This is a genomic window from Martelella mediterranea (assembly GCF_004342225.1).
GTDB lineage: Bacteria > Pseudomonadota > Alphaproteobacteria > Rhizobiales > Rhizobiaceae > Martelella > Martelella mediterranea_B.
Window position 1 is genome coordinate 12,704 of record NZ_SMAR01000030.1, and the last position, 25,097, is coordinate 37,800.

Below are 25,097 nucleotides of genomic sequence, written 5' to 3' on the forward strand. Positions count from 1 at the left end.
GTTATGGCCGGCATCACGCCCAGTACGCAAGTTAGCACAACCGCGCCAAACCTCATCGCTTGCTTGTTCATGTTCGATCCTCTCTTTGTAACGCAAATACGGGAAACCCGTTAAACTTCTACCTATAATTGCGATCAAAAGATGACATGTAGCCTGAGCGGAGAGGCAAAAGGACAGTGTAAACTTGACGGCAACGATGGCACACCATAGCGCCGGCCTGTTTCGTCTTTCATGCACGGGCGATTTTCGCCCAAAGGTTCATTGGTCTTGTCCGGTTACCGAAGAGTCCGCAATTCGCTCAGGCCTTCCTCCCAGGTCATGACCGGCCGGTATCCGAGTTCGCGTTCTGCCTTTTGGGTGTCGAGTGTGATCTCGACAGCGCTGGTGGCATAGTCCTGATAGCTCATCGGTCCGCTGAATTTGCCGCCGCTCAGGCGATATAACCCGTCTCCAACGCGGGCGATCAGACGGACTGCGCCGCGCGGCACGTTCTTGTTGCCGGCTTCCAGTCCCTGGCTTGCCAGCAGACCGCTGACGGTTTCGCGAAACGTGTGCGCCGGGCCGTCGGTAATATGGTAGATCTCACCGCGCTCTCCGTGGGTGAAGGCAAGGTCCACGGCATGGCAGAGATTGGCGATATGCAGGGTGGAGGAGCGGTAACCGCCGCCTGAAATCCAGGCGAACTTGCCACTCCTCACCGCATCGGCCAGTACCGGAAGCGCGGTCGTGTCATCGCGACCCCACACCATGCGCGGGCGCAGGATGACAACATGCTGGCCCCGGGCTGCGGCGTTCCGGGCCATCCTTTCCGCCTCGGCCTTGCCGGCGGAATAGGCGCCGGCGGGATGATCCGGATAAGGCGTTGTTTCATCGACGTTGCGCAGGGGACGGCCATCCTGCAGCACGGAATCCGTGCTGATGTGAACCACCGCTTTCACACCGGCCTCGTCTGCCGCTTGCAGGACCCGGCGCGTGCCATCCGGATTGACGGAGGCGGCCTTCGATCCCGCTCCATGATCGACATTGGCCGCTGCGTGGATCAGCATGTCGGCGCCAGACATGAGCGGTGCCAGATCGGTCGTCAGCATGTCGCCCAGAACAGGCCGCGCGCCCCACGACACGACCCGCTCGGCTGCCTCCGGGCTGCGGACAAGTCCGGTCACCGGGTGACCCTTGGCGATGAAGTGGCGCAACAGGTTGCGCCCGACATAGCCTGCGGCGCCGGTGATGAATACGTGACTTTCAGGCATTGTCATCTCCGATGCTGTCTTTGCCTAACCCGGCGAGGGTTTCGATATCCTGCAGGATCTCTGCACGTTCGGCATCGTCCCAGTCGTGCAGTTCGAGGTGTTGCTGGTATTTCAGACCCTCCAGTGCAAGCCACGCGAGCCGTGCAGCCCGGGGATCGCTCGCTTCCGCCAGCAACTGACGGGAGAGGGTCTTCTGGTTCTGGCGGAATTGAGCGCGCAGATCGGCATCCTGCATCAGGGCGGAGACGAGGCTCAACACCGCAGGGTTTCCTTCGGGCAGCGGCGGACTGCGCCGGGCCGCCTCGATCCGGCCCTTGAGGGGGGCATCCGCCTCACCTGCGAACTGCGCCGCGCAGGCTTCGTTGAAGGCGTTGTCGGCCCTGATCGTGCGGTCCACCAATGCTGCAACAAGCTCGCGCTTGCTGGCATGCTCGTAAAGCACCGTGGCCTTCGAAACACCGGCTTCCTTCGCCACGGCATCGACGGTCAGAACGCCGTCCCGTGCGACAACGCGCTCAACCGCATCCAGTATCTTGCTCTGATCGTGTTTTCTGGGACGTGCCATGGATCACCTGTTTATTTCCGACCGGTTGGAAATAAACATCTAAAACCGTTACGTCAACTGATTATGCTCGAGCATGCCAGCTCTTGACGAATACGGGCCAGGGATCATGAAACTAAACTTTCGTCTGACACTGTTGGTTCGTCACCTCAGGCCGGGTTGCGCTCGTTGCAATCCTTCGCTGCAGATAGAACGGGCAGCAGCTTCGGACCTGAATCGACTGCGCATTCGCAGAATGCGAGTGCCCGCTTTGCGTTTCACGCGATTCCAAACCCGCCAGTCCGCTTTCGTCCCCGTTTCTTCCGGTCTGGAAGCCTCCATCCCGGACAGTTTGACGGGCCGTTGCTCATCTGAATAGCGGTCGTTTCTGAAAGTGCTGCGGAAGCAGCATTAGCTTATCCGGTGAGTGCTGAAGCGTGGTAACTCCAGTCTCCTCGGTCCGCTCCGAATGGACAACCTCCTGAAAGCTCACATCTAGGCGTCTTTTGCCTGCCGGATCCCACTCATTTGAGCAAAACGAAAAGCCGCAGCGCATTCCCACTCTTACCGGGAAGAGCTTCAAACCCCAAAAGCAGGCAAACTCAAGATTTAGGTGGCTTGTAGTGTGTTTGCGGCCACTTAACCTTGACCAACACGCCTGCGACCGTCCAAGTTGGTTGAGCCGGTCTTTCCCCTGAGGTTCAAAGGGTGGCCGCTGTCCAAACTGGAGGAATGATTTTGAAAGCAAACAGATCGCTTTGGCGCAGTCTGACACTGGCAGTTACCCTGTCCGTCGCTGCGGCACCAATCGCCGACGCCTGTACGCGGGTCGTCTATCATGGCCCGGAAGACCGCATCCTGACGGCGCGTTCCATGGACTGGAGCCTGCCGATGCTTTCCAACCTGTGGGTGTTCCCGCGCGGCATGGAGCGAAATGGCGAAGCGGGCGAGAATTCGCTGACCTGGACGTCGAAATACGGAAGCATGATTGTCTCCGGCTATGACTTCTCCACGGTGGACGGCATGAACGAAGCCGGTCTGGTGGCCAATATGCTCTGGCTTGTGGCGTCCGAATACCCCGAGAATGACGGGTCAAGACCCGAAATATCGCTGTCGATCTGGGCGCAGTATTTCCTGGACAATTACGGCAGCGTTGCTGAAGCCGTCGCCGATATGGAAGCCAATCCTTTCGACGTGGTGACCGCCGACGTTCCCGATCAGCCCGGCCGCCTGGCGAAGGTGCATCTTTCCCTCTCGGACGCAAGCGGCGACAGCGCCATTCTGGAATGGCTGGATGGCGAACTGGTCATCCATCACGGCCCGCAATACCGTACCATGACGAACGATCCGCCATATGATCAGCAGTTGGCGATCAAGAGGTACTGGCAGGACGTCAATCCGCGTGAGTCGCTGCCCGGCACAACCCGCTCTCCGGATCGTTTTACCCGTGCTGACACCTATATCGACATGGTGGTCCAGTCGGATGAACCGCGTATCGCGGCAGCCGCCGCCATGAGCGTGATCCGCAATGCGTCTGTTCCCTATGGCATCAACACGCCGGACGCGCCGAACCTTTCTACCACGCGTTGGAGGGTCGTCGCGGATCACAAGGACAAGCTGTTTTATGTCGAGTCCGCGATTTCGCCGAACCTGTTCTGGGTCGACCTGAACAATCTGGATTTCTCGGCTGAGGCCGGGGTGCGGATGCTGGATCTGGGCGTTGACATGGTCAAACTCAAGTCAGGCGAGGTCTCGGCAGAATTCAAGCCTGCTGAACCTTTCCAGTTCGAGCCGGTCAACTGAGACATGCCGGCCACCGCAGTCCCGTGCGGTGGCCGGATCATTCTGTTCTCAACGGGACCTGTCGTTCCAATCGCGGATATTCGCGACCAAGTCAGTATCGGTCAGAACCTGTAGGTAAGCCCCACAACCGGCCCGCTCAGCCTCGTATCATAGACATGGCCGTCTTTTTCGTAATCGGTGTCGACGATCTTGTAGCCCGCGGAAAGTGACAGGTGTTCGGTGAAGGTATAGTTCGCCGTCGAGAGGAAAGACCACGTCAGATCGGAGTTGGCGTCAAAGCCACCGATATCGCCCTGAGCCTGGACCGATAATCTGTCTGTCAGATTGAAAAACACACGGGCACCGACGACCGGATCAACCCAGCCGAAGCTTTCGTCATAACGAACCGATCTGCCCAGTCCACTGGCCGTGATTTCGTTCGAAATATGCCACAGACGTATGCCGGCCAAAGCGTCGAGCGTAAAGGCGGGTGTATCGACAACGCGGTATCCGCCCTGCACGGTGGCCATGAACTGCTTTGTATTGAGTTTGCCGTTCGCTTCAAACGGCGGCAGCAGCGAAGTGCCCGGAAACCAGTATGTGTTCTCGTCGCTTGTATCCGTATACATCATATCCGCAGAGACCACGAAACGGTCGTAGCGCCCCCAGAGATTGACAAATCCAGCAATATTCAGCCCGTCGCGTCCCTCGGAAAAAGAGCGATCAATGTTCACGGTCGGCCCAACGCCGAAGGGGGAAACCTTCCCCTTGACGCCGGTAGCCCACAGATAGGGAGTAATCTGAAGCGCCCAGTCAGAGGCGACTGTTTGCGAAGGTGTTGAGGCCTCCGGGGTTGCGGCGATCGTGTCAGCCGCATGGAGAATTTGGGGTACGCACAGAAATAGAGCGCATGCAATGAGTTGTTTTTTCAACGTGTTCCCCCGTCCGGCAAAGCTGAAGACTGACGTTAGAGCGTCCTTTGTAGCATTGCCTTTTGTAAGCTTTAACCAAAATATAAGCCAGATGTTCGCCAGCTGGTCCACAGAAACAGAAAGGCAATGGCACTTCATGTTGGGTCTTTCCCATTCTGTTTGAGGTGTCGCCGACCTGTCACGATATCGGATTTGGGTAACAACATATCCAGCTTGAAGGACGCATGCATTTGTCCCTCCGACATACGATTATGTGATTTTAAAATGAACGCTATCCATCCCATCTGAAAGGCTGAAACCAATTTGGAGATGAAAATGCTCAAAACCAAGCCGCTCTCTCTGGCTCTTCTGACACTTGCAGGATCGTTCATGATGATTTCGACCAACGAAGCATCCGCTTCCCAGGCCGATCAGGCCTTTATCGCCGCAGCTGAGAGCGGGGAGCTGAGAGCTCTGAGCAATAGCATCAGTAGCGGCCAGCCACTCAATGTGCGCGATGAGCGCGGGCGCACGCCGCTTCTGGCGGCAACACATGCCAACCAGGTGGATAGTGCGCGGGCGTTGATTGAAGCAGGAGCTGACGTCAATGCGAAAGACGCTATAGAGGATACGCCGTATCTTTATGCCGGCGCGCGAGGACATCTGGAGATCCTCAAGCTGACGCTTGCAAACGGCGCCGATCTTTCCGATACCAACCGTTATGGTGGCACTGCATTGATTCCTGCAGCAGAACGGGGTCATGTCGAGACGGTGAAGACGCTGATTGATGCAGGTGTGGACATCGATCACGTCAACAATCTGGGATGGACGGCGCTTCTGGAGGCCATCATTCTTGGAAACGGCGGAGAGCGTCACACCGAGATCGTTCGCCAGCTCGTCACCGCCGGAGCTGACGTTAACCTTGCCGACAACAACGGCGTCACGCCGCTTCAGCACGCCCGCCAGAGTGGATACACTGAAATTGTTGCTATACTTGTGCAGGAGGGGGCGCGATGAATACCGGACAGTTCATGCAAGAGGCTATCGCGATCGCGCATCAAAACATCGCAGAAGGCGGGCGCCCGTTTGGTGCTGTCGTCGTGAAGAATGGGGAGATCATCGCGAAAGCAGTGAACCTCATGCACATCGACAATGACCCTACCGCACATGCCGAGCTTCTGGCATTGCGGATGGCCGGTCAGAAACTGGGTACAACTCGGCTGGATCATTGTATCGTTTATGCAAGTGGTCAGCCCTGTCCCATGTGTCTGGCCGCCATGCGGCTATCCGGCATTTCAGAGATTTTCTATGCCTTTTCAAATGCTGAAGGTGAGCCGTATGGGCTTTCTACAGAGGCGGTTGCCGACGAATTGCGTGCTCCGACCGAGTCCCAGGCATGGGCTCTGGTCAGGCATACACCGCCCGAAGAGACTGGAATGACTGACCTTTACGAGACATGGTGGGCTCAACAGAAAAAACAGTACTGACGGTCTGTCCGTTCAGTGCAGAGGGTCATTCAGAACAGTTTCTTAAAGCGATGTACGGTGATAACGTAAGGCATGAACAACAGGCATAGCATCTACCAGATCCTGGGCAGCCCTCTCTTCCTGTTTCTGGGCTGGGTTGTCGTGACGGTTGTCATGCTTGCCGCCGCAGTTGGTTTCGAGCACAGACGGCTGATGTCGGAGTTTTACGATGAGGCCACGGTCATGCATCGGCTCGTGTCACAACGGGCCGATCAGCATGACGCACATCTCACCGCCCTTTCGGCAATTGCCGATAGCGAAACTGATGGCCGCGACCGCGTGTTCCTGAATGTGGCGCGCACGATCCAGCAATTCTACCCTCGGGTAAAAGACGTTGACCTCGTATCCCTGACGCCGGGCGGAACGGTCCTGTCGACCCGCGACGGTCTCTCGGCGGAACGGCAACAGATGATAAGGGCCGCCGCCGAGGGCTCGCATGGTGAACTGGTCATCACAAAGGCCCCCGGCGATGCCGGGCGCTACCTGCTGATCAAGCGCAGCCCCAACAACGAGAATGCCCGCTACGGGCTGGCTCTTGAAGTGGACGGGCTGTCGCTGCTTGGTATGGACTCGGATTTCTGGTCACGGCCCGCCGTGACGCGCTCGCTTGCTCTGCCCGATCGATCGCTTCTGGCAGGAGAGCCTCCGACGCAGAGCCCGCAATTCATGCGGCGCCTCAGCAGCCGGTCGCAGCCACTTGAACTCAGCGCGGGCATTCGTCCGGCGCTCTCCGATCTTCTTCCGTGGGTGCTGGTGATCCCCTTGATTGTCCTGTCTTCACTTGTCTATCTTGCTTTCATGCTCTGGCTGCGTCAACGCGTGTTTACCCGACGGGCCGAGCGCCAGGCCGAGATCAGCGCGCGCGAAGCACGGCTGGCGCATGCCTCCCGCGTCAACGCTCTTGGTGAAATGGCGAGCGGCATGGCGCATGAGCTGACGCAACCGTTGACCGCGATACTCAGCCAGGCGCAGGCGGGCCGGCATCTGGCAGCGCGCGGCGATATGGAGGCAGTCGGAAACGTGCTGCAGAGCATTGCCGATCAATCCAAGCGGGCCTCTGCGATCATCATGCGCCTTCGCAACTGGAGCCGTATGGCCCCGGAGGAAAAAACCGAGGTCGATCTTGCCGGCGTGTTGAAGAACGTAGAGCTTCTTCTATCGGCAGAGGCGCGAAAAAACGGCGTCACCTTGGCGGTGAACACCGCAGAGCCAGGCTTAAGCGTACGCGGTGATCAGGTCGCACTGGAGCAGATCGTGTTCAACCTTGTCCGCAATGCCATTGAGGCCGTCGAAGGCATGCTTGAAAAGCAGGTCAGTGTTTCGGTTCGCGCGCAAGATTCGTTTGCCGAGATTAACGTAAGCGACTCAGGTCCCGGTGTTCCCGACGCAATCCGCGACCACCTGTTTGAGCCCTTCACAACGGGAAAGCCGAATGGAACCGGTCTCGGGCTAACGCTCTGCCAACGGCTTTCCGAAGGAATGGGCGGAGATATCAGACTTTTGCCTGGAACGGGACGGACCACATTTCGGGTCCGAATTCCGCTTGAGGGCCGCAACGGAGGGAAAACCAAAGGATGAGCTACCCGATCTACCTTGTCGATGACGATGAAGCCGTGCGGGACGGCTTGTCCCTGCTGCTGCGCACGATCGGCCTGGAGGTGCACGCCTTCGCGTCTCCGGAACGTTTCCTTGCGCAGTTGGCCGCTCTCTCACCCGGATGTCTCATTCTCGATATCCGGATGCCCTTGATCTCCGGCCTGAAGCTTCAGGAACAGCTTGGCGCACGTGGCCTCAACTGGCCCACAGTGATCATCAGCGGCCATGGCGATATCGAGGCCTGCCGACGGGCATTTCACAACGGTGCCATCGATTTTCTGTCCAAACCGGTTGACGAACAGGACCTGATCGACGCGATCCAGAAAGGACATGCCGCGCTTGAGGTGCAGACCCGTGAAGCATCGGAGACCAGCGAGACAAGACAGATGTTGGCCAGCATGACAGGCCGCGAAATTGAAGTACTGGAGATGATCGCGCGCGGGCTGACATCACGTCAGATTGCCGATGCGCTTGAGCTTTCGCCACGAACCGTCGACAGCCACCGCGCCGCGATCGGGCACAAGGCCGGCACAAGCTCCCCGGCAGAACTGACACGCTTGTGGCTGGAGGCGCAGCACACTCCGTAGAACTACCGAGTGTCACGCAAGCACTACGAATATCAGCCAGCGCATGTCCGGGCTAAATTCCTTTCACCAACTTCGGAAAGGAACTCAGACATGATCCGTAAAACTGCTCTCGCCGCCGCCCTGCTCGCACCCGTTTCCGCATTCGCGCAGGATCTGCCCACCAACCCCTACCTGCCGCTGGATCTGGCAACCAATGCCGCCCAGGCAGCAGTTCAGGCATGCTCGGCTGAAGGCCACAATGTCAGTGTCTCGATCGTTGCCCGCAGCGGCGTCGAAAAGGTATTGCTGCGCGCCGACAATGCCGGCCCACATACGGTTGGCAGCAGCTTCGGCAAGGCGTTCACGTCTGCAAGCATGGGCCGGGAAACGGCCGGACTAGCCAATTTCATCGGCGCCAATCCGCAAAATGACGGCATGCGCGACATGGACGGACGGATGGTGATCCAGGCGGGTGGCCTGCCCATCAGCTTCAATGGCGCCCTGGTCGGCGGCATCGGTGTCGGTGGCGCGCCGACAGGCGATATCGATGCCATGTGCGCCCGTGTCGGCCTTGATGCCATTGGCGCCGAATAACTGAAGCAAGAACGCATCGGATATTGAGCCGGCCCGGTAAAACGGACCGGCTTTTCTCATTGGGTATCGCGTCCGGGTTTCAGTTCACGATTTATACCCGATCGTTTCAGTAATCAGAATTTTAACCCGACAATTGTAGCTTCATGAAAGCGTAATCCCTGTTTTCCTTAAAGTGGATTTCAATGTCGTATTTCCTGAACCTCGCCCTGTTTCCGTCGCTCCTGCTGTTTCTGGTCTTCGGACTTTCCCTGTTCGCCATGACCTACTGGATCCTTTGCCTTTTTGGCCGGTATGCCCGTAAGGATGCTCTCGTCATTCCGCTGGGCGCGTTCATTGGAACGATCGCGACATCCTGGGCCCTTTCTCTCGGCTTTGTTGCCGCTGACATCTGGACCTTACATGCGAAAGCTGACCACGAACTCACTTCTGAAAGATCAGCGATCAATCGGTTGATCGGAAATGCTGAAGCGAAAGTGCTGAACAGGCCTGACCTTGAATTGGCGATTCAATCCTATCGTGAAAAGGTGATTTCAGATGAATGGGAGGGCAAGGGCAACCTTCGCCCTGCGGCTTCGGTCGAACAAATTCTTCAGGAAATACGTATCATCATCATGGATATCGCACAAAGTGATGCTCCCGCGCCCATCATCAATCAGACCGTCGCCATTTTCAATGACCTGCAGGAAACACGTGATCTGCGTCTGGCCATCGCCAGCACGACTGTCAGTCAGTATAAATGGTACATGCTTCTGACCTTGACCATCCTGACATCCGTTACAATCGCGGTGACCCACGCAGATAGAAAAGGCGCCGGGAGTATCGCGATTTTCCTTTATGTGCTTGCAGCCACGACGAGCCTCTGGTTATTAACGGCCCATGCAAGTCCCTATCGTGGAATCGAGCAAATAGAACCGAGCGGATTGTACGTAAATTCAACCTGACCTTGGAGCACGCTTGGGTGTGTTCACCTGGATGAGGGACTTTGATCCGACGGTTTTCATATCCTCATTCCAGAGCAGTGATCCCGGAACCGATATAGAAGGTATTCCTTTGAAGAACCTTCAGATACGCTGGCAGCGACCATACGGTCCATAATCATTCGACGACGGACAATCACCAGGCTTTCGATTCCAAGGCGTTCCAGGGCAGCCGAAGCCATGTTCTTCTCCCGAGACCTGGGCAATCTCTTGTACGAACACCAACATCCAGTCACCCGAACCTGAAGTTCGTCGCATCGCTCGGCTTGCTGTGAACGAACGTCAGGTTCAAGGAAGGTGGCTTAAAGGTTGTTGTTTCTAATGTGGGTTTCGAATTTGAAATTCACCGCATTGGCCCACTACAGACGTTTGTCACTCTGCTGGCGGCAACCGGTTGCCGGCTTCCTCATTACAAGTCTGCAAGAGGTGGGCGTTTTCCTGCTGATACTGCTGATGCATCGCCAGGCCATCGCACAGACTATGTACGAGGTTGCTCAGATCGAAGAGGTTATTCGCAGTATCATCAAGGGTATTGTAAAGTTCGCGTATAAGCTGCTTTTCTTCTGCGCCAAGATCTTCCTCTCCGTTGAGACGATCAGCTTCTTGAAGCAACTTGACGCGATTGACCATCAGACCGAATGCGTCTCGGGATACCAGCGGGTGATCTTTGGGATTGGGTGGCAACTGCTTACTGACGGCTCGGTGTTGTGCGATCCCGCGGCTGAGAGATTGCGAGCGTTTCTCCGCTTTCGTATCTTCTGAAATCATCAGAGTGTGCTGCCGGTCAGCACGCCTGCCGCGAGAAAGCGGTTGGCGAAGCAAGAGATCAGAGGTGGCTTTTTCAGCCTGCTTCAATAGACTAGACAGCTTGTCGACAGTTTCACAGAGTTGCTTGCTATTCTGGCTTAGGTTGGCGATCATTGAAGTCATGTCCAACTGCTCTTCGATGCTTTTTACCGCCGGTTGCTTTTCCAGTTCCTGACGGAGCGTGGGGAGTCGCGCATCTGTCCACGTTTGCAGCCTTTTTGCTTCGCCCATAAGCGCGCCAGCCTGCTTCCGCCGGATAGCTTCGGTGGGCAGGGAAGGCAGGTCACCGGATGAGTGTGACCGGCGGATAGACATCAGATCAGAAACTGGCATTCTGGTTTCCTTTTGTTGCGTTCAGTGACGAGCTTTCTGCAGCCTTCCGGTGAAAATCAATTCAGAATAGCTGAAGGTGCAGGCCGCGCCGTTTCACGGCATGGTCAGGGAACCATCTTTTTAATGTCTCGTCCTGCGCCGGTTCATTTCAAAAGCACGGAGGCGAAACACGTTTGATCCGGCCTCGGGCCAGTCTCCGGACAAGCGGACAGGCAGTCAAATCCCCGTCACATATTTGACTTCATAGAAACCTCGTTTAGTAGGTACAAAAATCTGAAATCACGCAACTGCATGCCTCTGCGGTATCAGTGGCGCATTACTGACATGCCTGCGCAAAGAGTGTCTTTCATGCCTATCGGTTCTCTCGACGACCTTGACTCTACTGAACTTGAAAAGGAGTGGGACGCTCTGCAAAACTCGCTTTCAAAGTCTGAGCGCATGCAACTGGCAGCAATTGTCCGTTCCGAAGCACCGCATCTGGTCGAGTATTTCTACGCAATCTTGCAAAGCCACGAAAAGCTTTCGGACATGCTGCCGGACGGTCTGGTCGAAAGCCGCCTGGTTCACACGCTTACACAGTGGCTGCTTGCGCTGTTCCCGCAAGATCAGCCCCCTGCTTTCGAAGCGATGATGGAGCAGCAGCTAAAGGTGGGCTCCGTTCATGCCCGGATCGGGCTTCCTGTTCAGTATGTCAATCATGCCTGGCGGATACTGGCTGAGGATCTGCAGGTCCGGATCCTCAGGAACAGCAAAACCGAGGCAATGATGAATGCGTTGCTTCGCGTTGTCTCCTCCACACTCAACATCGCCTTTGAGATCATGTCAGCCGGTTACAACCGCGATACCACCCGGGCCGCGCGCAGCGAGGAAGCCTATCGTCTTTACTCGCTTGGCCAGAACCTTTCACAGGAACGCGAGGCGCAGCGTGCAGCTCTGGCTGAATGGACGCAGAACATACTGTTTTCGATTGCGGCAGACCATTATGCCGGCGACAGAACAGCGCTTGCAGAATCTGAATTCGGCCTTTGGGTTACCCATCGAGGCAATGTCATTTTCGAGGGCATGGCCGAGCTGAAGAAAGTCAACGCAACGATCTCTGAGATCGACAAAACCATCATGCCGGGCCTTAAATCAGGACAGAATCCTGCAGCCGATCTGGTGCGGTTGCAGGCCAGAGTGAATGAGATCAAGGCCCTTCTGGGCGAGTGTTTTGCCGCAGCAACCCGGCTGGAAGGCGGCCATGATCCACAAACCCGGATGCTGAACCGTCGTTTCATGGAAACGATCCTGATGCGCGAGATCAGCTATGCACGAAAAATGCACCGCCCGCTCAGCATCATCATGGTCGATATCGATCATTTTAAGAGCATTAACGACCGGTTCGGGCACGCCGGTGGTGACCTTGTTCTTCAGGCGTGCGCAAAGCGCGTCCTTGACCTCACGCGGATCGGTGATTTCGTGTTCCGCTACGGCGGCGAAGAGTTTCTGATCGCACTTGTTGAAACAGGCGTGGATGACGCACTGAACATGGCAGAGCGTATTCGCTCGGCTTTCGAATGCGAAGCGATCGCGATTACCGACGAACAGAACGTCAATATTACCGCGTCAATCGGTATCGCCGAATTTAAAGGCCATCCGGATTATCAGGAACTGGTCAAATCCGCAGATGAGATGCTTTACCGGGCGAAGCAGGCCGGGCGAAACCGGGTTGAAATTGCACGTAACACTGTTGAAGCTTAGGCACATTCCGCTTTTCACTGAAACGCAGCCGCCGCCATTTCAGGACAGGGAACAGCATGTGCAGCCATCTACGGCGAAGCCTGATCAAGCGCTTGCTGTTCCGCAGCGCTTAAAAGCCTGGAGCGGGTCAGGAAACGCTTTTCGCGGCCATTATCGAGGCTGAACATGCCGCCGCGGCCGGGAACAACGTCGAGGATGAGCTGCGTGTGTTTCCACGCCTGAAACTGCGGGCCGGAAATAAAGACGTCGGCGCCTTCCACCGTGCCAAGCTTCACATCTGCGCTGCCGATATGAAACTCGTCCTTCGGATAGCACATTGGCGACGAGCCGTCGCAACATCCGCCGGACTGGTGAAACATGATGGCGCCGTACTCGGCCTGTATCTCGCGGATCAATTGTCGCGCCGCCGTCGTGGCCGTCACGCGGCAACCGGATTCAGCCCCTTCGGGAAGGCCTTCGTCGGTGATACAGGTGATGTCCTGATCCGTGTCGACCATTCTCGCTCCTCCGTTTCAAAGGTCAATGGCGGCAGGCAGGACAATGCCCGCCTGCCGCCCGGTCAGGGTCTTGGGAAGACCGGATCGTTTTAGAAGAACCCGACCTTGTCAGTGCTGTAGCTGACCAGAAGGTTCTTCGTCTGCTGATAGTGATCGAGCATCATCTTGTGGGTTTCGCGTCCGATACCGGATTGTTTGTAACCGCCGAAGGCGGCGTGGGCCGGATAGGCGTGATAATTGTTGACCCAGACGCGTCCGGCCTGAATATGGCGGCCGAAGCGGTAGCAGGTATTGGCATCCCGCGACCAGACACCGGCGCCAAGCCCGTACAGCGTGTCATTGGCGATTTCCAGCGCTTCCGCCTCATCCTTGAAGGTGGTGACCGAGACGACGGGGCCGAAGATTTCCTCCTGGAACACCCGCATCTTGTTGTGACCCTTCAGGATGGTCGGTTGGATATAATAACCACCCGAAAGCTCGCCACCGAGATCGGCACGTTCGCCGCCCAGCAGAACTTCGGCACCTTCCTGCCTGCCGATATCGAAATAGCTGAGAATTTTTTCCTGCTGTTCGCTGGACGCCTGCGCCCCGATCATCGTGTCTGCGGAGCGGGGATCGCCCTGAATGATGGCCTTGGTGCGGGCAATCGCGCGTTCCATGAATTCATCATAGATGTCTTCCTGAATGAGCGCACGGCTGGGGCAGGTGCAGACCTCACCCTGATTGAGGGCGAAAAATACAAACCCCTCAACCGCCTTGTCGAGGAAGTTGTCGTCCTCACGCATCACATCCTTGAAGAAGATGTTCGGCGATTTTCCGCCCAGTTCCAGCGTGACCGGGATCAGGTTTTCAGTTGCATATTGCATGATCAGACGACCGGTTGTCGTTTCACCGGTGAAGGCGATCTTGGCAATGCGCGGACTTTGCGCCAGCGGTTTACCGGCTTCCAGACCGAAACCGTTGACGATGTTCAGGACACCCGGCGGCAGGATATCGGCAATCAGCTCGGCCAGCACGAGAATGGAGGCCGGGGTTTGCTCCGCCGGTTTCAGAACAACGCAATTGCCCGCCGCCAGCGCCGGAGCCAGCTTCCATGATGCCATCAGGATCGGGAAATTCCACGGAATGATCTGACCGACAACGCCCAGCGGTTCATGGAAATGATAGGCGACCGTATCGTCGTCGATCTCGCTCATCGAGCCTTCCTGTGCGCGAAGCGCGGAGGCGAAATAACGGAAATGGTCGGCTGCAAGCGGCAGGTCGGCGGCCATCGTCTCACGGATTGGCTTGCCGTTGTCCCAGGTTTCGGCGGTGGCCAGAAGCTCAAGATTGGCCTCGATCCTGTCAGCAATCTTCAACAGCATATTGGCACGTTCTGCCGGTGGCCTGCTGCCCCAGGCCGCCCTTGCAGCATGGGCGGCATCAAGCGCCAGCTCGATATCAGCGGCATCTGAACGGGCGATTTCGTTGATCGCCGCCCCGGTGATCGGTGTCGTGTTGGTGAAATAGCGCCCGTTTTTGGGCGCGACGAATTTGCCGCCGATGAAATTGTCATAGCGGTCCTTGAAGGGGGATTTCAGCAGCCCTTCTGCTTTCGGCATCTCGTTCATGAATCTCCTCCCAGAAATTGGTCTGAACTTGCGTGATGCCTGAATGTAAAACCCTGAAGCCCATTGTGTCTGCTGAGACGGTGCGGCCACCAGCCATTTGTGTCTCACAAATGAGACAGTTTCGGCGGAAATCCGAATGGCTTTGCAAGGGGTCAATGCTTTTCAGCTGACTCAGGAACGCAGAGACGGTGCCTCATCGTTTGCGGTGATACCAAGGCGTTTCATGCGTCGGTAAAGCGTGGCCCGTCCGATGCCGAGTTCGCGGGCTGCACTGCTGATATTGCCGTTCTGGCGTGCCAGCGCTTTGACGATGGTCGAGCGCTCCGCAGACCAGAACCCGCCGGGCTGTGTCTTTGCAGAGATCAGATCATCTGCGGGCAGGGGAGAAAATGCACCGACCGTTTTCAGCCCCAGTATATTGCGGGCAGCGCGCGTGGCCCCGATCACCAGATCATCCTCGTTCACAGCCACAAGCGCTGTTACAGCGGTGTCTGAAGGTTCGCCCGGATCCTCTGCTTCACCGACCAGAATAATGCGCTGGCCGTGATGGCTATGGCGAAAGCAGTCGGCCTCAATCTGCCGGGCCGCCTGCCGCACCAGCGCCGCGATCATCTGATTGGCAACGGCAGTCTGATCACTTCTGGCCGATGAGACATCAAGCGCCCCCATCAGCTGACCATCCGGCCCGTGGATCGGCGCATCCATGCAACTCATTGCAATGTTGCGTTCGAGAAAATGCTCATCCTGGTGGATAATCAGCGACCGCTCTTCAGCAAGACATGTGCCGATACCGTTGGTTCCAACAGCGGCTTCCGACCAGTTGCAACCTGGCACCAGTCCCCAGTTTTCAAAACTCGATGCATCACCGTTGCGCCATCGTCCATCGAGAACATAGCCGTCCTGATCGCTTAAGAATACGCCGCAGCCGGATTGCGCGACACAGCGGAAAAGCCGATCCAGCCGGTTTGCAGCCATATGCAGCAAGAAATCTGCGCGCTGTCTGCGTTGCCTCAGCTCCGTGCGTGTCGTCCTTTCGGCCTGCCGTCTTGCCGGGCCTGCCGGATCCAATCCGTACTGAACATGGGATCGCCACCATGATGCGGCGACTGGCGAACGGGCAGGACCATTCGCTGAAAGCGCCGCAGAAAGAACGATGTCGGCATGCAGGCGGGTTTCGGCCCGCCCTGAAAAGAACGCCATTGGTATCTCCTCCCTGTCATGCGGTAACCGTTCCCTTGAAAACCGGCTCTCCTCTGCCGTGCTCTTCAGGGGCTCCTCCACGGGCCGCAAATTGATTGTGCTCGAAAACCGGGTTTTAGGGAAGGGATGATCGTGCGCATTGAACCAAGGTTGCGTAGTGCCCTGCAGCACTTTTGCGATCAGATCCAGTTTTTCCTGCGAAGGACAAGCAGCAGCAGTGCAACAACAGCAATACAGATTGCGCAGACAACCCAGAAGCTGACGGGTTCAGACGTTCCGGGAATGCCGCCGACATTAATGCCCAGCAGGCCGGTCAGAAAACCGAGGGGCAGGAAGATCAGCGAGATCACAGAAAGCAGGTAAAGGTTCCGGTTCACCCGCTCCGACATCACATTTGCCAGCTCATCGCGAATGACGACGAGCCGGTCTCGAAACTCGTCAAGCTCCTCAACCACGCGCACGACCCGGTCATGAACCTCGCTGAGGCGTCGCAACTCTTTGGAAGACATGAATGCCGGCGAGCGAAAATGCAGGAGATAGGCCAGCGCATCGCGCTGCGGGGCGACAAAACGGCGAAACAGGATCACGTCCTGACGGGCATCGGTTATTCCCTGACGCAGCGCCTGATCCGGTTCGCCAAGCACATCCGCTTCGAGAAAGTCGACACGTTCTTCAAGATCACGAAGAAAGCCTTCAATACGTGTGCACAAAAGCTCCGAGAGGCGACACACAAAATCACCTGACGTTCCGGCTCCATTGCCAGCGCGTACTTCTTCCTGCAGTGCCGTAATCGTCGCCAGTGGTCTGAGCGTCAGGGTGACGATCCGGCACTCATCGGCCCATATCCGGATTGAGACCATATCTTCAGGGTCGGCGCCGGGATTTGTGTTCACCCCGCGAAGATTGATCAACGCGCCATCGTTGAGTGTTTCGGCGCGCGGACGGGTCTCATTCTGCAGCAAGGCATCAATGGTTGTGGGGTCCAGCGCTTTCAGGTTCTGCTCAAGCCAGAGTCGTGTTTCCGCTGCACCAGCATCCAGATGGATCCAGAGCAATTGCTTTTCCGCCAAAGCGGCTACCAGTTCGCGCTCGTCCTCGGGCTCCTGTCCCGCCTTTTCTCCGGTCAGGAATGTCGCGGAAACCGTCTTCATATCGGCATGCTCCTTGTGGTGAGTGGCGCTGCGGGAAAGAGCCTGGATCTTATGATCCTGCCGGAATAAATCAGATTGGTCCCTATTATGCAAAATCCCTGATATGACAAAAGTCAACGACCGCGCGGACCTGCTTTGACGGCGATAAGTGCCATGTTTCGCGGCGCTGCCGCCATGAGCGGCGGTCTTTGCGTTTCATTATGGAGTCGCTCAGGGCCTCGCAGAACATGCGTTTTCCTCACCCTGCAAGCCGTTTTCCGTTTTCGTCGAAAAGATGAATATCGGCTCTGTCGAACGTCACCTGGATCGCTGTGCCGGTCTTTAGCATATGCTGTCCGGACAGAACCGCCAGCATGTCTTCACCGCGCTTTGTCGTGGCATAGACGACGGTCTCCGCGCCCAGCGCCTCAACCAGCGTTGTGGTGATTTCAATCGCCGCAGCACCTGTTTCGGCCAGGCGAATACTTTGCGGGCGAACGCCGACGGTCACCTTTGCGTCGGGTTTGACGGATGGAGGCAGATGGATATCCGGCATCACCTCTCCGAACAGGTTAAGGGCCGGCGCACCGTCGTCACCGGCGCTGACGGTGGCGGGCAGGAAATTCATCGAGGGCGAACCGATAAACCCTGCCACAAATGTATTCGCAGGTTCATTATAGAGTTCAAGCGGGGTTCCGATCTGCTCCACCTGTCCCTGTCGTAAAACCACGATGCGGTCGGCCAGCGTCATCGCCTCCACCTGATCGTGGGTCACATAAATCATCGTCGTCTTCAGCCGGTCGTGCAGCGATGAAAGCTCAGCCCGCATATGCACCCGCAACTCGGCATCAAGGTTGGATAGCGGCTCATCGAACAAGAAAACATCCGGATGGCGCACGATGGCGCGGCCGATGGCGACACGCTGGCGCTGGCCGCCGGAAAGCGCCTTCGGCTTGCGGTCCAGAAGCGCTTCGAGTTCCAGCATCCGGGCCGCCTCGTCGACGCGGCTTTCAATCTCGCCTTTATCCATGCCTGCGAAGCGAAGCGCAAAGCCCATATTCTCCTTCACCGTCATGTGCGGGTAGAGCGCGTAGGTCTGAAACACCATGGCAATACCGCGCTTGGCCGGGTCCTCGTCGGTCATATCCCTGCCGCCGATTGCAAGCGCGCCGGAAGTGATATCCTCAAGGCCCGCGATCATACGCAACAGGGTCGATTTTCCGCAGCCGGATGGTCCGACAAAGACGATGAATTCACCTGAGGCGACATCGAGGTCGACGCCTTTGATCACTTCGAGGTTGCCAAACGACTTTCGAATGCCGGAAAGCGTTACATCAGCCATCGGTCCGTGCTCCTTCGACAGAAAAGCGAATGGTCTGGTCTGCAAAACCGTTGCAGCGCACCTGAAGCGTCAGATCGCCGGTGCTGTCTCCGGCTTCGATATAGAGACCGGCCGTGCCGCCTCTGAAACTCAGGCTGTCCGGCCCGACAATGCGCCCCGGACCGGTGAGCGAGACATGCACCGGCTCATCGAAGAACGGCAGGAGATTGCCGCACTGGTCAAGCACCCGCAGGATTACGCGAACGCAATCCTTTTCCTCCGCATAAAGCGTGGTCGCATCGGGATCGATCTGAAGGGTTGTCGGAACCGGCCCGGCGGGCATCCTGACCGTCGTGACCGCCTCGCCATCCAGATAGCCGGTGATCGTTCCATCGTGCCAGACGCGCCCCCATTCGCCGAATTCCTCCGGCGTGACGGAACGCAGATCGACCACCACCGGCGGATGCTGAAGGTGCGGATAGGTCGCGTGATCCGGCTCGATGCGCTTCGGTGCTTCGTCGCCGAAACGTAATTCCACATAGTCGCAGTTCGTCAGGATGATCAGCGGCAGGACACCGCCGATATTGCGCTCGCCGCGCGCCCAGAAGGTGACTGGCTGCATCACAATCTTTTGCCTGGGATCTCCCTGTGACGCATAGGCATAGGCCGCGAATTTGGGCTCCCGGTACATGTCCAGCACGCCATGATAGCAGATACGGTCGCCGGAGCCGAAATCCTCATGTGTGTTGTAGTCGAACATGCACCAGCCGGTTCCGCCAGAAATCGAAGTATCTCCGGCAATGGCATTGAGCATCTGAAGATGGCGGGTCACATGCTCTGCCTGCCTCTGTTCCTGATCGAACCGCTTTGTCGGATACATATGTCCGCAATATTCGGTGATCATGTAGGGAACATCGTGGGAGAGCCCGGTGACTTGTTTCTGTTCGCGGCGGAACCGGCGACTGGCATTGCGGCCGGGAAGCTCTTCATCGCCGAGAACGAAATCGTTCATCGTATAGACGTCTTCCAGCAATTCGCTGTTTTCGATGCAGCGCACACCGCCGGTTGGTCGTGTACTGTCGAGTTCGTGCGCCAGACGGTTGGTCTCAGCATAGAAGTCGTGGTCGTCAGCTGACTCGTTGATGCGCACGCCCCAGATGATGATTGAGGGATGGTTCCAGTCCCGCGTGATCATCCGCCGAACATTTTCGATGGATTCCTGCTTCCAGACCTCAGGTCCGATGTGCTGCCAACCCGGAATTTCTTCAAACACGAGCAGGCCGATTTCATCGCAGCGGTCAAGAAAGTAGGTCGACTGCGGATAATGCGATGTGCGCACGACATTGCAGGCCAGCTCGTATTTCAGGATATCGGCATCCTTTTCCTGCCCCCGGCGGCCCATGGCATAACCAAGATGCGGCCAGCTTTGATGGCGGTTGAGGCCTCTGAGCTTCAGCGGGCGGCCATTCAGACGGAAACCATCCGTCCCGAACGATACTGAGCGAAAGCCGAAGCGTGTCTCCAGCATATCCGTGCCCGCGTCTGTCTCCAGGGTGAATGAAAGCGTATAAAGTGCAGGATCGTCGATATCCCAAAGGCGGATGCCATCGAGTTCGCGCAGCTCTATCAGTGCTTCAGGGCCGGTGATCGTGACTTTCGCCACGGCAAGCACATTGCCTTCTGCATCGGTCAGTTTTGCATGCAGTTCGCCATTTTGCGCCTTTGCCATATCGCCGATCAGATAAGCGCGCGCCGAGACGGTTTTCTTATCAAAAAGCACATCCGGTGTCTCGACCTTGACCTTGTCGATTGCGACAAGCGGGGTGACTTTCAGCCAGGCATCGCGATAAAGCCCGGCATAGCACAAATAATCGATCTGGCCGCCGAATGGCGGAATTTCAGGATTTTCCGAACCATCGATCCGCACAGTCAGCAGATTACCGGAACGGTTAAGATGCGCTGTGATATCGATTTCAAAAGGCGTGTATCCATCCCTGTGACGGGCCAGCTGCTCACCGTTCAGATAGACCGTTGCATCCGCCATCGCGGCGTCAAACACAAGCGAAACCCGTTTGCCCTCAAATGCAGGTTGCCAGGCAAGCACCTTCTGATAGGTGAATACTTTCTGGTAACACCGTTCATCGAAATAGTTGTAGGGCAGCTCAACCGCCGTATGGGGCAAGCGCACTGCTTCGCCCGTTTGCAAAGACTGAGGCGAACTGGCATCGAAGCCTTCACGGAAAGTCCAGCCTGCATTGAATTTTTCCATCTGGCGCATTGTCGTCATCCTATTTGACCGAGCCAAGCATGCCCTGGACGAACTGGCGCTGCATGGCGAAGAAAATAATCAGGGTTGGGAGCGTGGCGAGAATAGTGCCGATCATCACCGTGCCGTAATCGGGGTAGTAGGCCGATGCGAGCGAGGAGACGACCAGCGTGATCGTTTTCGTCTCGTTTGATTGCAGCACGATCAGCGGCCACAGATAATTGTTCCAGTTCAGCATGAAGACGATGACAAAGGCTGCCGCATAGGTCGAGCGCATCACCGGAAAATAGATGTAGAAGAAGATCTGCCATTCCTTCAACCCGTCGACCTTAGCGGCATCGCGCAGTTCTGACGGGAAGGCTTTGGATGCCTGCCGGAAATAGAAGATCACAAAGGCCCAGGCGATGGTTGGCAGGATAACAGCGATATGGGTGTCGATCAGCCCAGCCTTGGCCATCAGCATGAACAGCGGGATCATGATTGCGGCAAACGGCACCATCAGCGTCAAAAGCACCAGCGTGTAGACCTTGTCGCGAAATTTTGACCGGAAAATCTCGAAGCCGTAACCGGCCAGAGATGAGACCAGCAGCGTCAGCACCGTTCCGGCAATGGCGATCTTCACCGAGTTCCACATGATCAGCGGTACATCGACCTGAGAGAAGAACATTTTGATATTGTCGAGAAACGCCAGCCCGAACGATGCCTTGCCGGTGACGATGTCGGCCGTCGTGTTCGTCGCCGAAATCACCATCCAGATAAACGGAAAGACGGAGATGAAGGCGGCAAGCCCCAGCGCACCGTAAAGCAGCGCGGTCGAAAGATAGCGTGTGGTGTAACGCGGCATCATTTGCGTTCCCTCGCGGCATAAAATTGCAGGAAGGACAGGATGGCGACGATGACGACGATGACGTAGGAAACCGTCGCGGCATAACCGAAATTGGGCGTGAAACGGAAGGTCAGGTTGTAGATGTAAAGCGACAGCGTCAGTGTCGAATTGGCCGGACCGCCGGTGCCTTCGGTCAGGTTATAGACCTCGTCGAAGAGCTGCAGCGTGCCGATGGTCGAGGTGATGGTGGTAAACAGGATCACGGGTTTGAGCATCGGGATCGTCAGATGCATAAACTGACGCCATTTCGGTACACCATCGACACGAGCCGCCTCGTAGATCGACTTGTCGATATTCTGCAGTGCGGCCAGATAGAAAATCATGTTGTAGCCGGTCCAGCGCCATGTGATCGCCAGGATAATCAGAAGCTTCGCCCAGAAGGGATCGGTGAACCACGGGATCGGGATGTCGATGAGACCGAGCGATTGCAGCGTTGAATTGACGATGCCGTCGGTGGCGAACATGCTCTTGAACAGGATCGAATAGGCCACCAGCGACGAGACGCAGGGCAGGAAAATCGCGGTACGGAAAAGCCCGCGGAATTTCAGCTTCGGACTGTTGAGCGCGCTGGCCAGGATCAGCGCCAGCATGATCATCACCGGTACCTGAATGATCAGAAAGGTCAGCGTATTGGTCAGTGCCTGCAGGAACACCGGGTCGTTGAACAGCCGCTCGATGTTTCCAAATCCGACGAATTTCATCATCATGCCGCGTCCAGAATAGAACGACAGCACAAGCGAGCGGATGATCGGATAGAACATGAATGTGCCGATCAACAGTAGCGCCGGCACCACGAACAGCCAGCCATTCACGTCGTAAAACCGTTTCAGATTGCCGGATCTTGCATTCACCATGTCCGTCTCTTGCCCCACAAGCCTTTAAGAAAACAGCCAGATCGTCCGGCGGACTTTCCGCCCGCCGGAGAAAGCGCCAGCAGCGAGCGCCAAAAGCCCGCTGCCGCGATCGCCCTTTACTGGATCTGGTATTTGGCCTGTTGTTCGATTGCCTTGAGCACCTCGTCGATGGGCTTGCCATCGACCAGCGAACGCAGGTTGGCCGTGACTGCGGTATCCAGTTCGTTGGTGAAGATGCCGTAGTCGACTGCGGGGATCTCATTCAGCCAGTCCGAAAACTGCTGCCAGACTTCCTCGCCGCCGAAATAAGGGTCAGCCGCCTGATAGGCAGCGCCATCGCGTGCGGCCAGCAGGGAGCCGACAGCACCACGCTCGGTCAGGATCTTCTGGTAGAAGTCGACATCGTTGGCGTAAATCTCGTTGAGGAAATCGATGGCTTCGTCCTTCACATCGGAAGACGAGAGAACATACCAGCTTGAACCACCGAGATTGGAGGCATGCGTGGCGCCGTCGACACCATCAAGTGAGGGAATGGGGGCGACGCGCCATTTGCCGGACTGATCTTCCTGCGCCTTGATCGTGCCGGTAATCCAGACGCCGGTAATCACCGATGCGGTGTTGCCCGAGGTGAATGCGTTAACATAATTGGCCCAGCCTGTTGCCGGATAAAGGATCCCGGCATTGGCCATCTTGGCCTGGGTTTCGAGTGCAGCCTTCAGCGCCGGATTATCGACTATATCAAGGTCGCCGTTCTCATCGAAATACCACCCGCCAGCAGACTGCATCATGATGCGGGTCATACCGCCATCGTTGAGGTCGATCGAGGTCATCTTGTGACCGGTCTTTTCCTCCACCTGTTTGCCGATCTCGATGAAACGGTCCCAGGTGATCCCTTCCATATCTTCCGGCTTGAATCCGGCTTCCTCCAGATAGTCCTTGCGATAGTAAAGCCCGGTCACGCCACTGTCGAAGGGCATGCCGTAAACCTTGCCATCGAGCGTCATCAGCTCGACCTTGTAGGGCGCGAATTTGGAATAATCGACAACATCATCCATCGGCGCAAACGAGCCGGGGAAGGACTGAAGATATTTCTGCGCGCCATAGTCTTCGATCAGAACAATATCCGGCAGCGCACTGGTGGTGCCGGAGGCAAGGGCAGTCTGCAGCTTCTGTTCGACATCGAGTTTGGCGAAGTCGACGACGTTGAAGGTCGTGTCGGGGTGCTCGGCGGTGTAAAGTGCGCCAGCCTCTTCCATAATGGCGACGTTGAAGTTCGGGTCCCAGCACCAGACTGTGATTTCACCGGCAAATGCGGTGGTTGCAGTCATCATAAAAGCACCGGACAAGGCAGCAGCCTTAGCCCGCTTCAGCACGGAATGCGTGTCCATGGTTTCCTCCCAATCGGATTATCGCTCCAGGCGGCTCTCTCCCTGCCGCTGATAGAAGGTAACGACAAAACACAAATCTAAGCAAGAAAAAATTTAGTAAAATTTATCAGGCCAGCACATCCAGCTACCGATCTTTCGGGGGGCGGCAGCTGTCTCGCCAGATCATGGTCGTCGGTATCGTAACCCGTTTGGCATAGTCTTCCCGGCCATTGATCCGCTCGGCCAGCAGATCGACGGCCGTCTCGCCGATGGCTTCGCCCGGTATTTTCATGGTCGAGAGCGCAGGGTTCAAAAACTGGGCAACCGGGATATCGTTATAGGAAGCGATGGCAATATCGTCGGGTATTGTCAGCCCGGCTTCCAGAGCCGCTCTTGCCGTGCCGATCGCGATATTGTCGTTTGCTGTCACGATTACATCCGGTCTGATGTCGTTTGAAAGAAGTGTTCTGGCTTGCTCGTAACCGACTTCAAGCTTCAGGTTCTGGCCGTTGTTGCAATCGTCGTTGAGCGCAATCAGTGCCGGATCGAACGTGCCATTGGCCTTTTGCCAGTCAACATAGGCGCGGCAGCGTACTTCGCTGTAGGGCTGGCAGGGTTCGTCAATGCGGTCGTGTGCTCCGATGAAAGCGATGCGCTGGTAGCCTGCATGTTTGAGGCCATCGAGAATCGTTCGCGTTGCAGCACCCAGGTCACTGAAAACACAGTCAAAGTTCTCATCTTTCGGGACAAAATCAGCGAAAACGACATGACGGTTATGGCTAGCAATAAAATCGATATCGGCAGGCCGGTGTTTGCCGATCACGATAACACCAGCCATGCTTTCCAAAAGTGCGGCGCTTGAAGCCAGGTCGGCATGAAAAACTTTGATAATATCCGCATCAAACTGCCGACAGCGCCGTTCGATACCAAGCCGGACCCCGATATAGTAGGGATCGATCAGCTCTTCGTCGGCTTCCAGAAAATGCACCGTCGCAAGCTGCTGCAGGCCGGGCATGCGGTTAGCGGCGCGTAGCGGGGCCATTTTGAGCCGGTTCCGGCTGCGTGGCGTTTCATAGTTCAGCGCCTCGGCGGTTTCGATGATCGCCTTTCTTTTCGGTTCGGAAATTGAAAGCGAAGGATCATAATTCAGCACCCGCGAAACCGTGCCGGATGAAACGCCGACAGCCCGTGCAATTTCGCGTATCGTCACCACGTCTTATTCTCCTCGGCTTCTCAATTGTCTTACCCTTAGGGTGTTGTGATCTTTAACACAGTCCTGAGGCTGTTGTGCCTGAGTGGGTAAAATTTTACTAAATATGCGGGTGGTCTACTGGAAAAGCAAG

At 56.6% G+C, this 25,097-nt stretch carries 22 protein-coding genes; 8 read left to right on the forward strand and 14 right to left on the reverse strand.

Going from position 1 to position 25,097, the window contains the following annotated elements:
- Positions 1–275: 275 nt before the first annotated feature.
- Positions 276–1,250, reverse strand: a complete 975-nt coding sequence (locus tag EDC90_RS15875; protein WP_132313379.1) for an NAD-dependent epimerase/dehydratase family protein — start codon at positions 1,248–1,250, stop codon at positions 276–278.
- Positions 1,243–1,815, reverse strand: coding sequence for a TetR/AcrR family transcriptional regulator (locus tag EDC90_RS15880; RefSeq protein ID WP_132313381.1), 573 nt, complete (start codon positions 1,813–1,815; stop codon positions 1,243–1,245). The genes EDC90_RS15875 and EDC90_RS15880 overlap by 8 nt, the downstream gene beginning before the upstream one ends.
- A gap of 708 nt (positions 1,816–2,523) precedes the next feature.
- Between EDC90_RS15880 and EDC90_RS15885 the strand changes: the two genes are divergently transcribed.
- Positions 2,524–3,594, forward strand: a complete 1,071-nt coding sequence (locus tag EDC90_RS15885) for a linear amide C-N hydrolase (RefSeq protein ID WP_132313383.1) — start codon at positions 2,524–2,526, stop codon at positions 3,592–3,594.
- Between the two features lie 101 nt (positions 3,595–3,695).
- Here the strand turns inward: EDC90_RS15885 and EDC90_RS15890 are convergent, their stop codons facing one another.
- A complete protein-coding gene (locus EDC90_RS15890; protein ID WP_132313385.1) occupies positions 3,696–4,505 on the reverse strand; it encodes an outer membrane beta-barrel protein in 810 nt (269 codons plus the stop codon).
- A 315-nt stretch (positions 4,506–4,820) separates the two neighbouring features.
- Between EDC90_RS15890 and EDC90_RS15895 the strand changes: the two genes are divergently transcribed.
- The 6 genes from EDC90_RS15895 (at position 4,821) to EDC90_RS15920 (ending at position 9,707) form a co-directional block, all read left to right on the forward strand.
- Positions 4,821–5,501 carry an ankyrin repeat domain-containing protein gene (locus EDC90_RS15895; RefSeq protein ID WP_245511086.1) on the forward strand — a complete coding sequence of 227 codons (681 nt, stop codon included), beginning with the start codon at positions 4,821–4,823 and terminating at the stop codon, positions 5,499–5,501.
- Positions 5,498–5,971, forward strand: a complete 474-nt coding sequence (locus EDC90_RS15900; RefSeq protein WP_132313387.1) for a nucleoside deaminase — start codon at positions 5,498–5,500, stop codon at positions 5,969–5,971. The genes EDC90_RS15895 and EDC90_RS15900 overlap by 4 nt, the downstream gene beginning before the upstream one ends.
- Positions 5,972–6,043: 72 nt before the next feature.
- Positions 6,044–7,588: a sensor histidine kinase gene (locus EDC90_RS15905; RefSeq protein ID WP_132313389.1), complete on the forward strand. Its 1,545-nt coding sequence runs from the start codon at positions 6,044–6,046 to the stop codon at positions 7,586–7,588.
- Positions 7,585–8,193: a response regulator transcription factor gene (locus tag EDC90_RS15910; protein ID WP_132313391.1), complete on the forward strand. Its 609-nt coding sequence runs from the start codon at positions 7,585–7,587 to the stop codon at positions 8,191–8,193. Before EDC90_RS15905 ends, EDC90_RS15910 begins: the two co-directional genes overlap by 4 nt.
- A gap of 90 nt (positions 8,194–8,283) precedes the next feature.
- Entirely contained in the window at positions 8,284–8,766 is a 483-nt protein-coding gene (locus tag EDC90_RS15915; RefSeq protein ID WP_132313393.1) for a GlcG/HbpS family heme-binding protein, read from the forward strand.
- Between the two features lie 182 nt (positions 8,767–8,948).
- The gene (locus tag EDC90_RS15920; protein WP_132313395.1) at positions 8,949–9,707 is read left to right on the forward strand and encodes a DUF4239 domain-containing protein; all 759 of its coding nucleotides are present in this window, start codon (positions 8,949–8,951) and stop codon (positions 9,705–9,707) included.
- Between the two features lie 408 nt (positions 9,708–10,115).
- Here the strand turns inward: EDC90_RS15920 and EDC90_RS15925 are convergent, their stop codons facing one another.
- On the reverse strand, positions 10,116–10,883 hold the full coding sequence (locus tag EDC90_RS15925) for a hypothetical protein (RefSeq protein WP_132313397.1): 768 nt from the start codon (positions 10,881–10,883) through the stop codon (positions 10,116–10,118).
- A 348-nt stretch (positions 10,884–11,231) separates the two neighbouring features.
- On the opposite strand from EDC90_RS15925, the gene EDC90_RS15930 reads away from it, so the two are divergent.
- Complete coding sequence (locus EDC90_RS15930) at positions 11,232–12,623, forward strand: GGDEF domain-containing protein (protein ID WP_165972863.1); 1,392 nt, start codon at positions 11,232–11,234, stop codon at positions 12,621–12,623.
- Positions 12,624–12,691: 68 nt separating this feature from the next.
- Here the strand turns inward: EDC90_RS15930 and EDC90_RS15935 are convergent, their stop codons facing one another.
- From EDC90_RS15935 to EDC90_RS15980, 10 genes are all read right to left on the reverse strand, one after another.
- Positions 12,692–13,120 (reverse strand): DUF779 domain-containing protein, encoded by a 429-nt coding sequence (locus EDC90_RS15935; RefSeq protein ID WP_132313401.1) that lies wholly within the window; start codon positions 13,118–13,120, stop codon positions 12,692–12,694.
- An 89-nt stretch (positions 13,121–13,209) separates the two neighbouring features.
- Entirely contained in the window at positions 13,210–14,730 is a 1,521-nt protein-coding gene (adh, locus tag EDC90_RS15940; protein WP_165972864.1) for an aldehyde dehydrogenase, read from the reverse strand.
- A 171-nt stretch (positions 14,731–14,901) separates the two neighbouring features.
- Complete coding sequence (locus tag EDC90_RS15945; protein WP_132313403.1) at positions 14,902–15,930, reverse strand: GAF domain-containing protein; 1,029 nt, start codon at positions 15,928–15,930, stop codon at positions 14,902–14,904.
- Positions 15,931–16,109: 179 nt separating this feature from the next.
- A complete protein-coding gene (locus EDC90_RS15950) occupies positions 16,110–17,081 on the reverse strand; it encodes a zinc transporter ZntB (protein WP_132313405.1) in 972 nt (323 codons plus the stop codon).
- A 238-nt stretch (positions 17,082–17,319) separates the two neighbouring features.
- Positions 17,320–18,402 carry an ABC transporter ATP-binding protein gene (locus EDC90_RS15955; RefSeq protein ID WP_132313407.1) on the reverse strand — a complete coding sequence of 361 codons (1,083 nt, stop codon included), beginning with the start codon at positions 18,400–18,402 and terminating at the stop codon, positions 17,320–17,322.
- Entirely contained in the window at positions 18,395–20,659 is a 2,265-nt protein-coding gene (locus EDC90_RS15960; protein WP_132313409.1) for a glycoside hydrolase family 2 protein, read from the reverse strand. The genes EDC90_RS15955 and EDC90_RS15960 overlap by 8 nt, the downstream gene beginning before the upstream one ends.
- A gap of 10 nt (positions 20,660–20,669) precedes the next feature.
- Complete coding sequence (locus EDC90_RS15965; protein WP_132313411.1) at positions 20,670–21,491, reverse strand: carbohydrate ABC transporter permease; 822 nt, start codon at positions 21,489–21,491, stop codon at positions 20,670–20,672.
- Positions 21,491–22,387: a carbohydrate ABC transporter permease gene (locus EDC90_RS15970; protein WP_132313413.1), complete on the reverse strand. Its 897-nt coding sequence runs from the start codon at positions 22,385–22,387 to the stop codon at positions 21,491–21,493. Before EDC90_RS15970 ends, EDC90_RS15965 begins: the two co-directional genes overlap by 1 nt.
- Before the next feature lie 116 nt (positions 22,388–22,503).
- The gene (locus tag EDC90_RS15975; RefSeq protein ID WP_132313415.1) at positions 22,504–23,775 is read right to left on the reverse strand and encodes an ABC transporter substrate-binding protein; all 1,272 of its coding nucleotides are present in this window, start codon (positions 23,773–23,775) and stop codon (positions 22,504–22,506) included.
- Between the two features lie 124 nt (positions 23,776–23,899).
- Positions 23,900–24,967, reverse strand: coding sequence for a LacI family DNA-binding transcriptional regulator (locus tag EDC90_RS15980; protein WP_132313417.1), 1,068 nt, complete (start codon positions 24,965–24,967; stop codon positions 23,900–23,902).
- Positions 24,968–25,097: the final 130 nt, after the last annotated feature.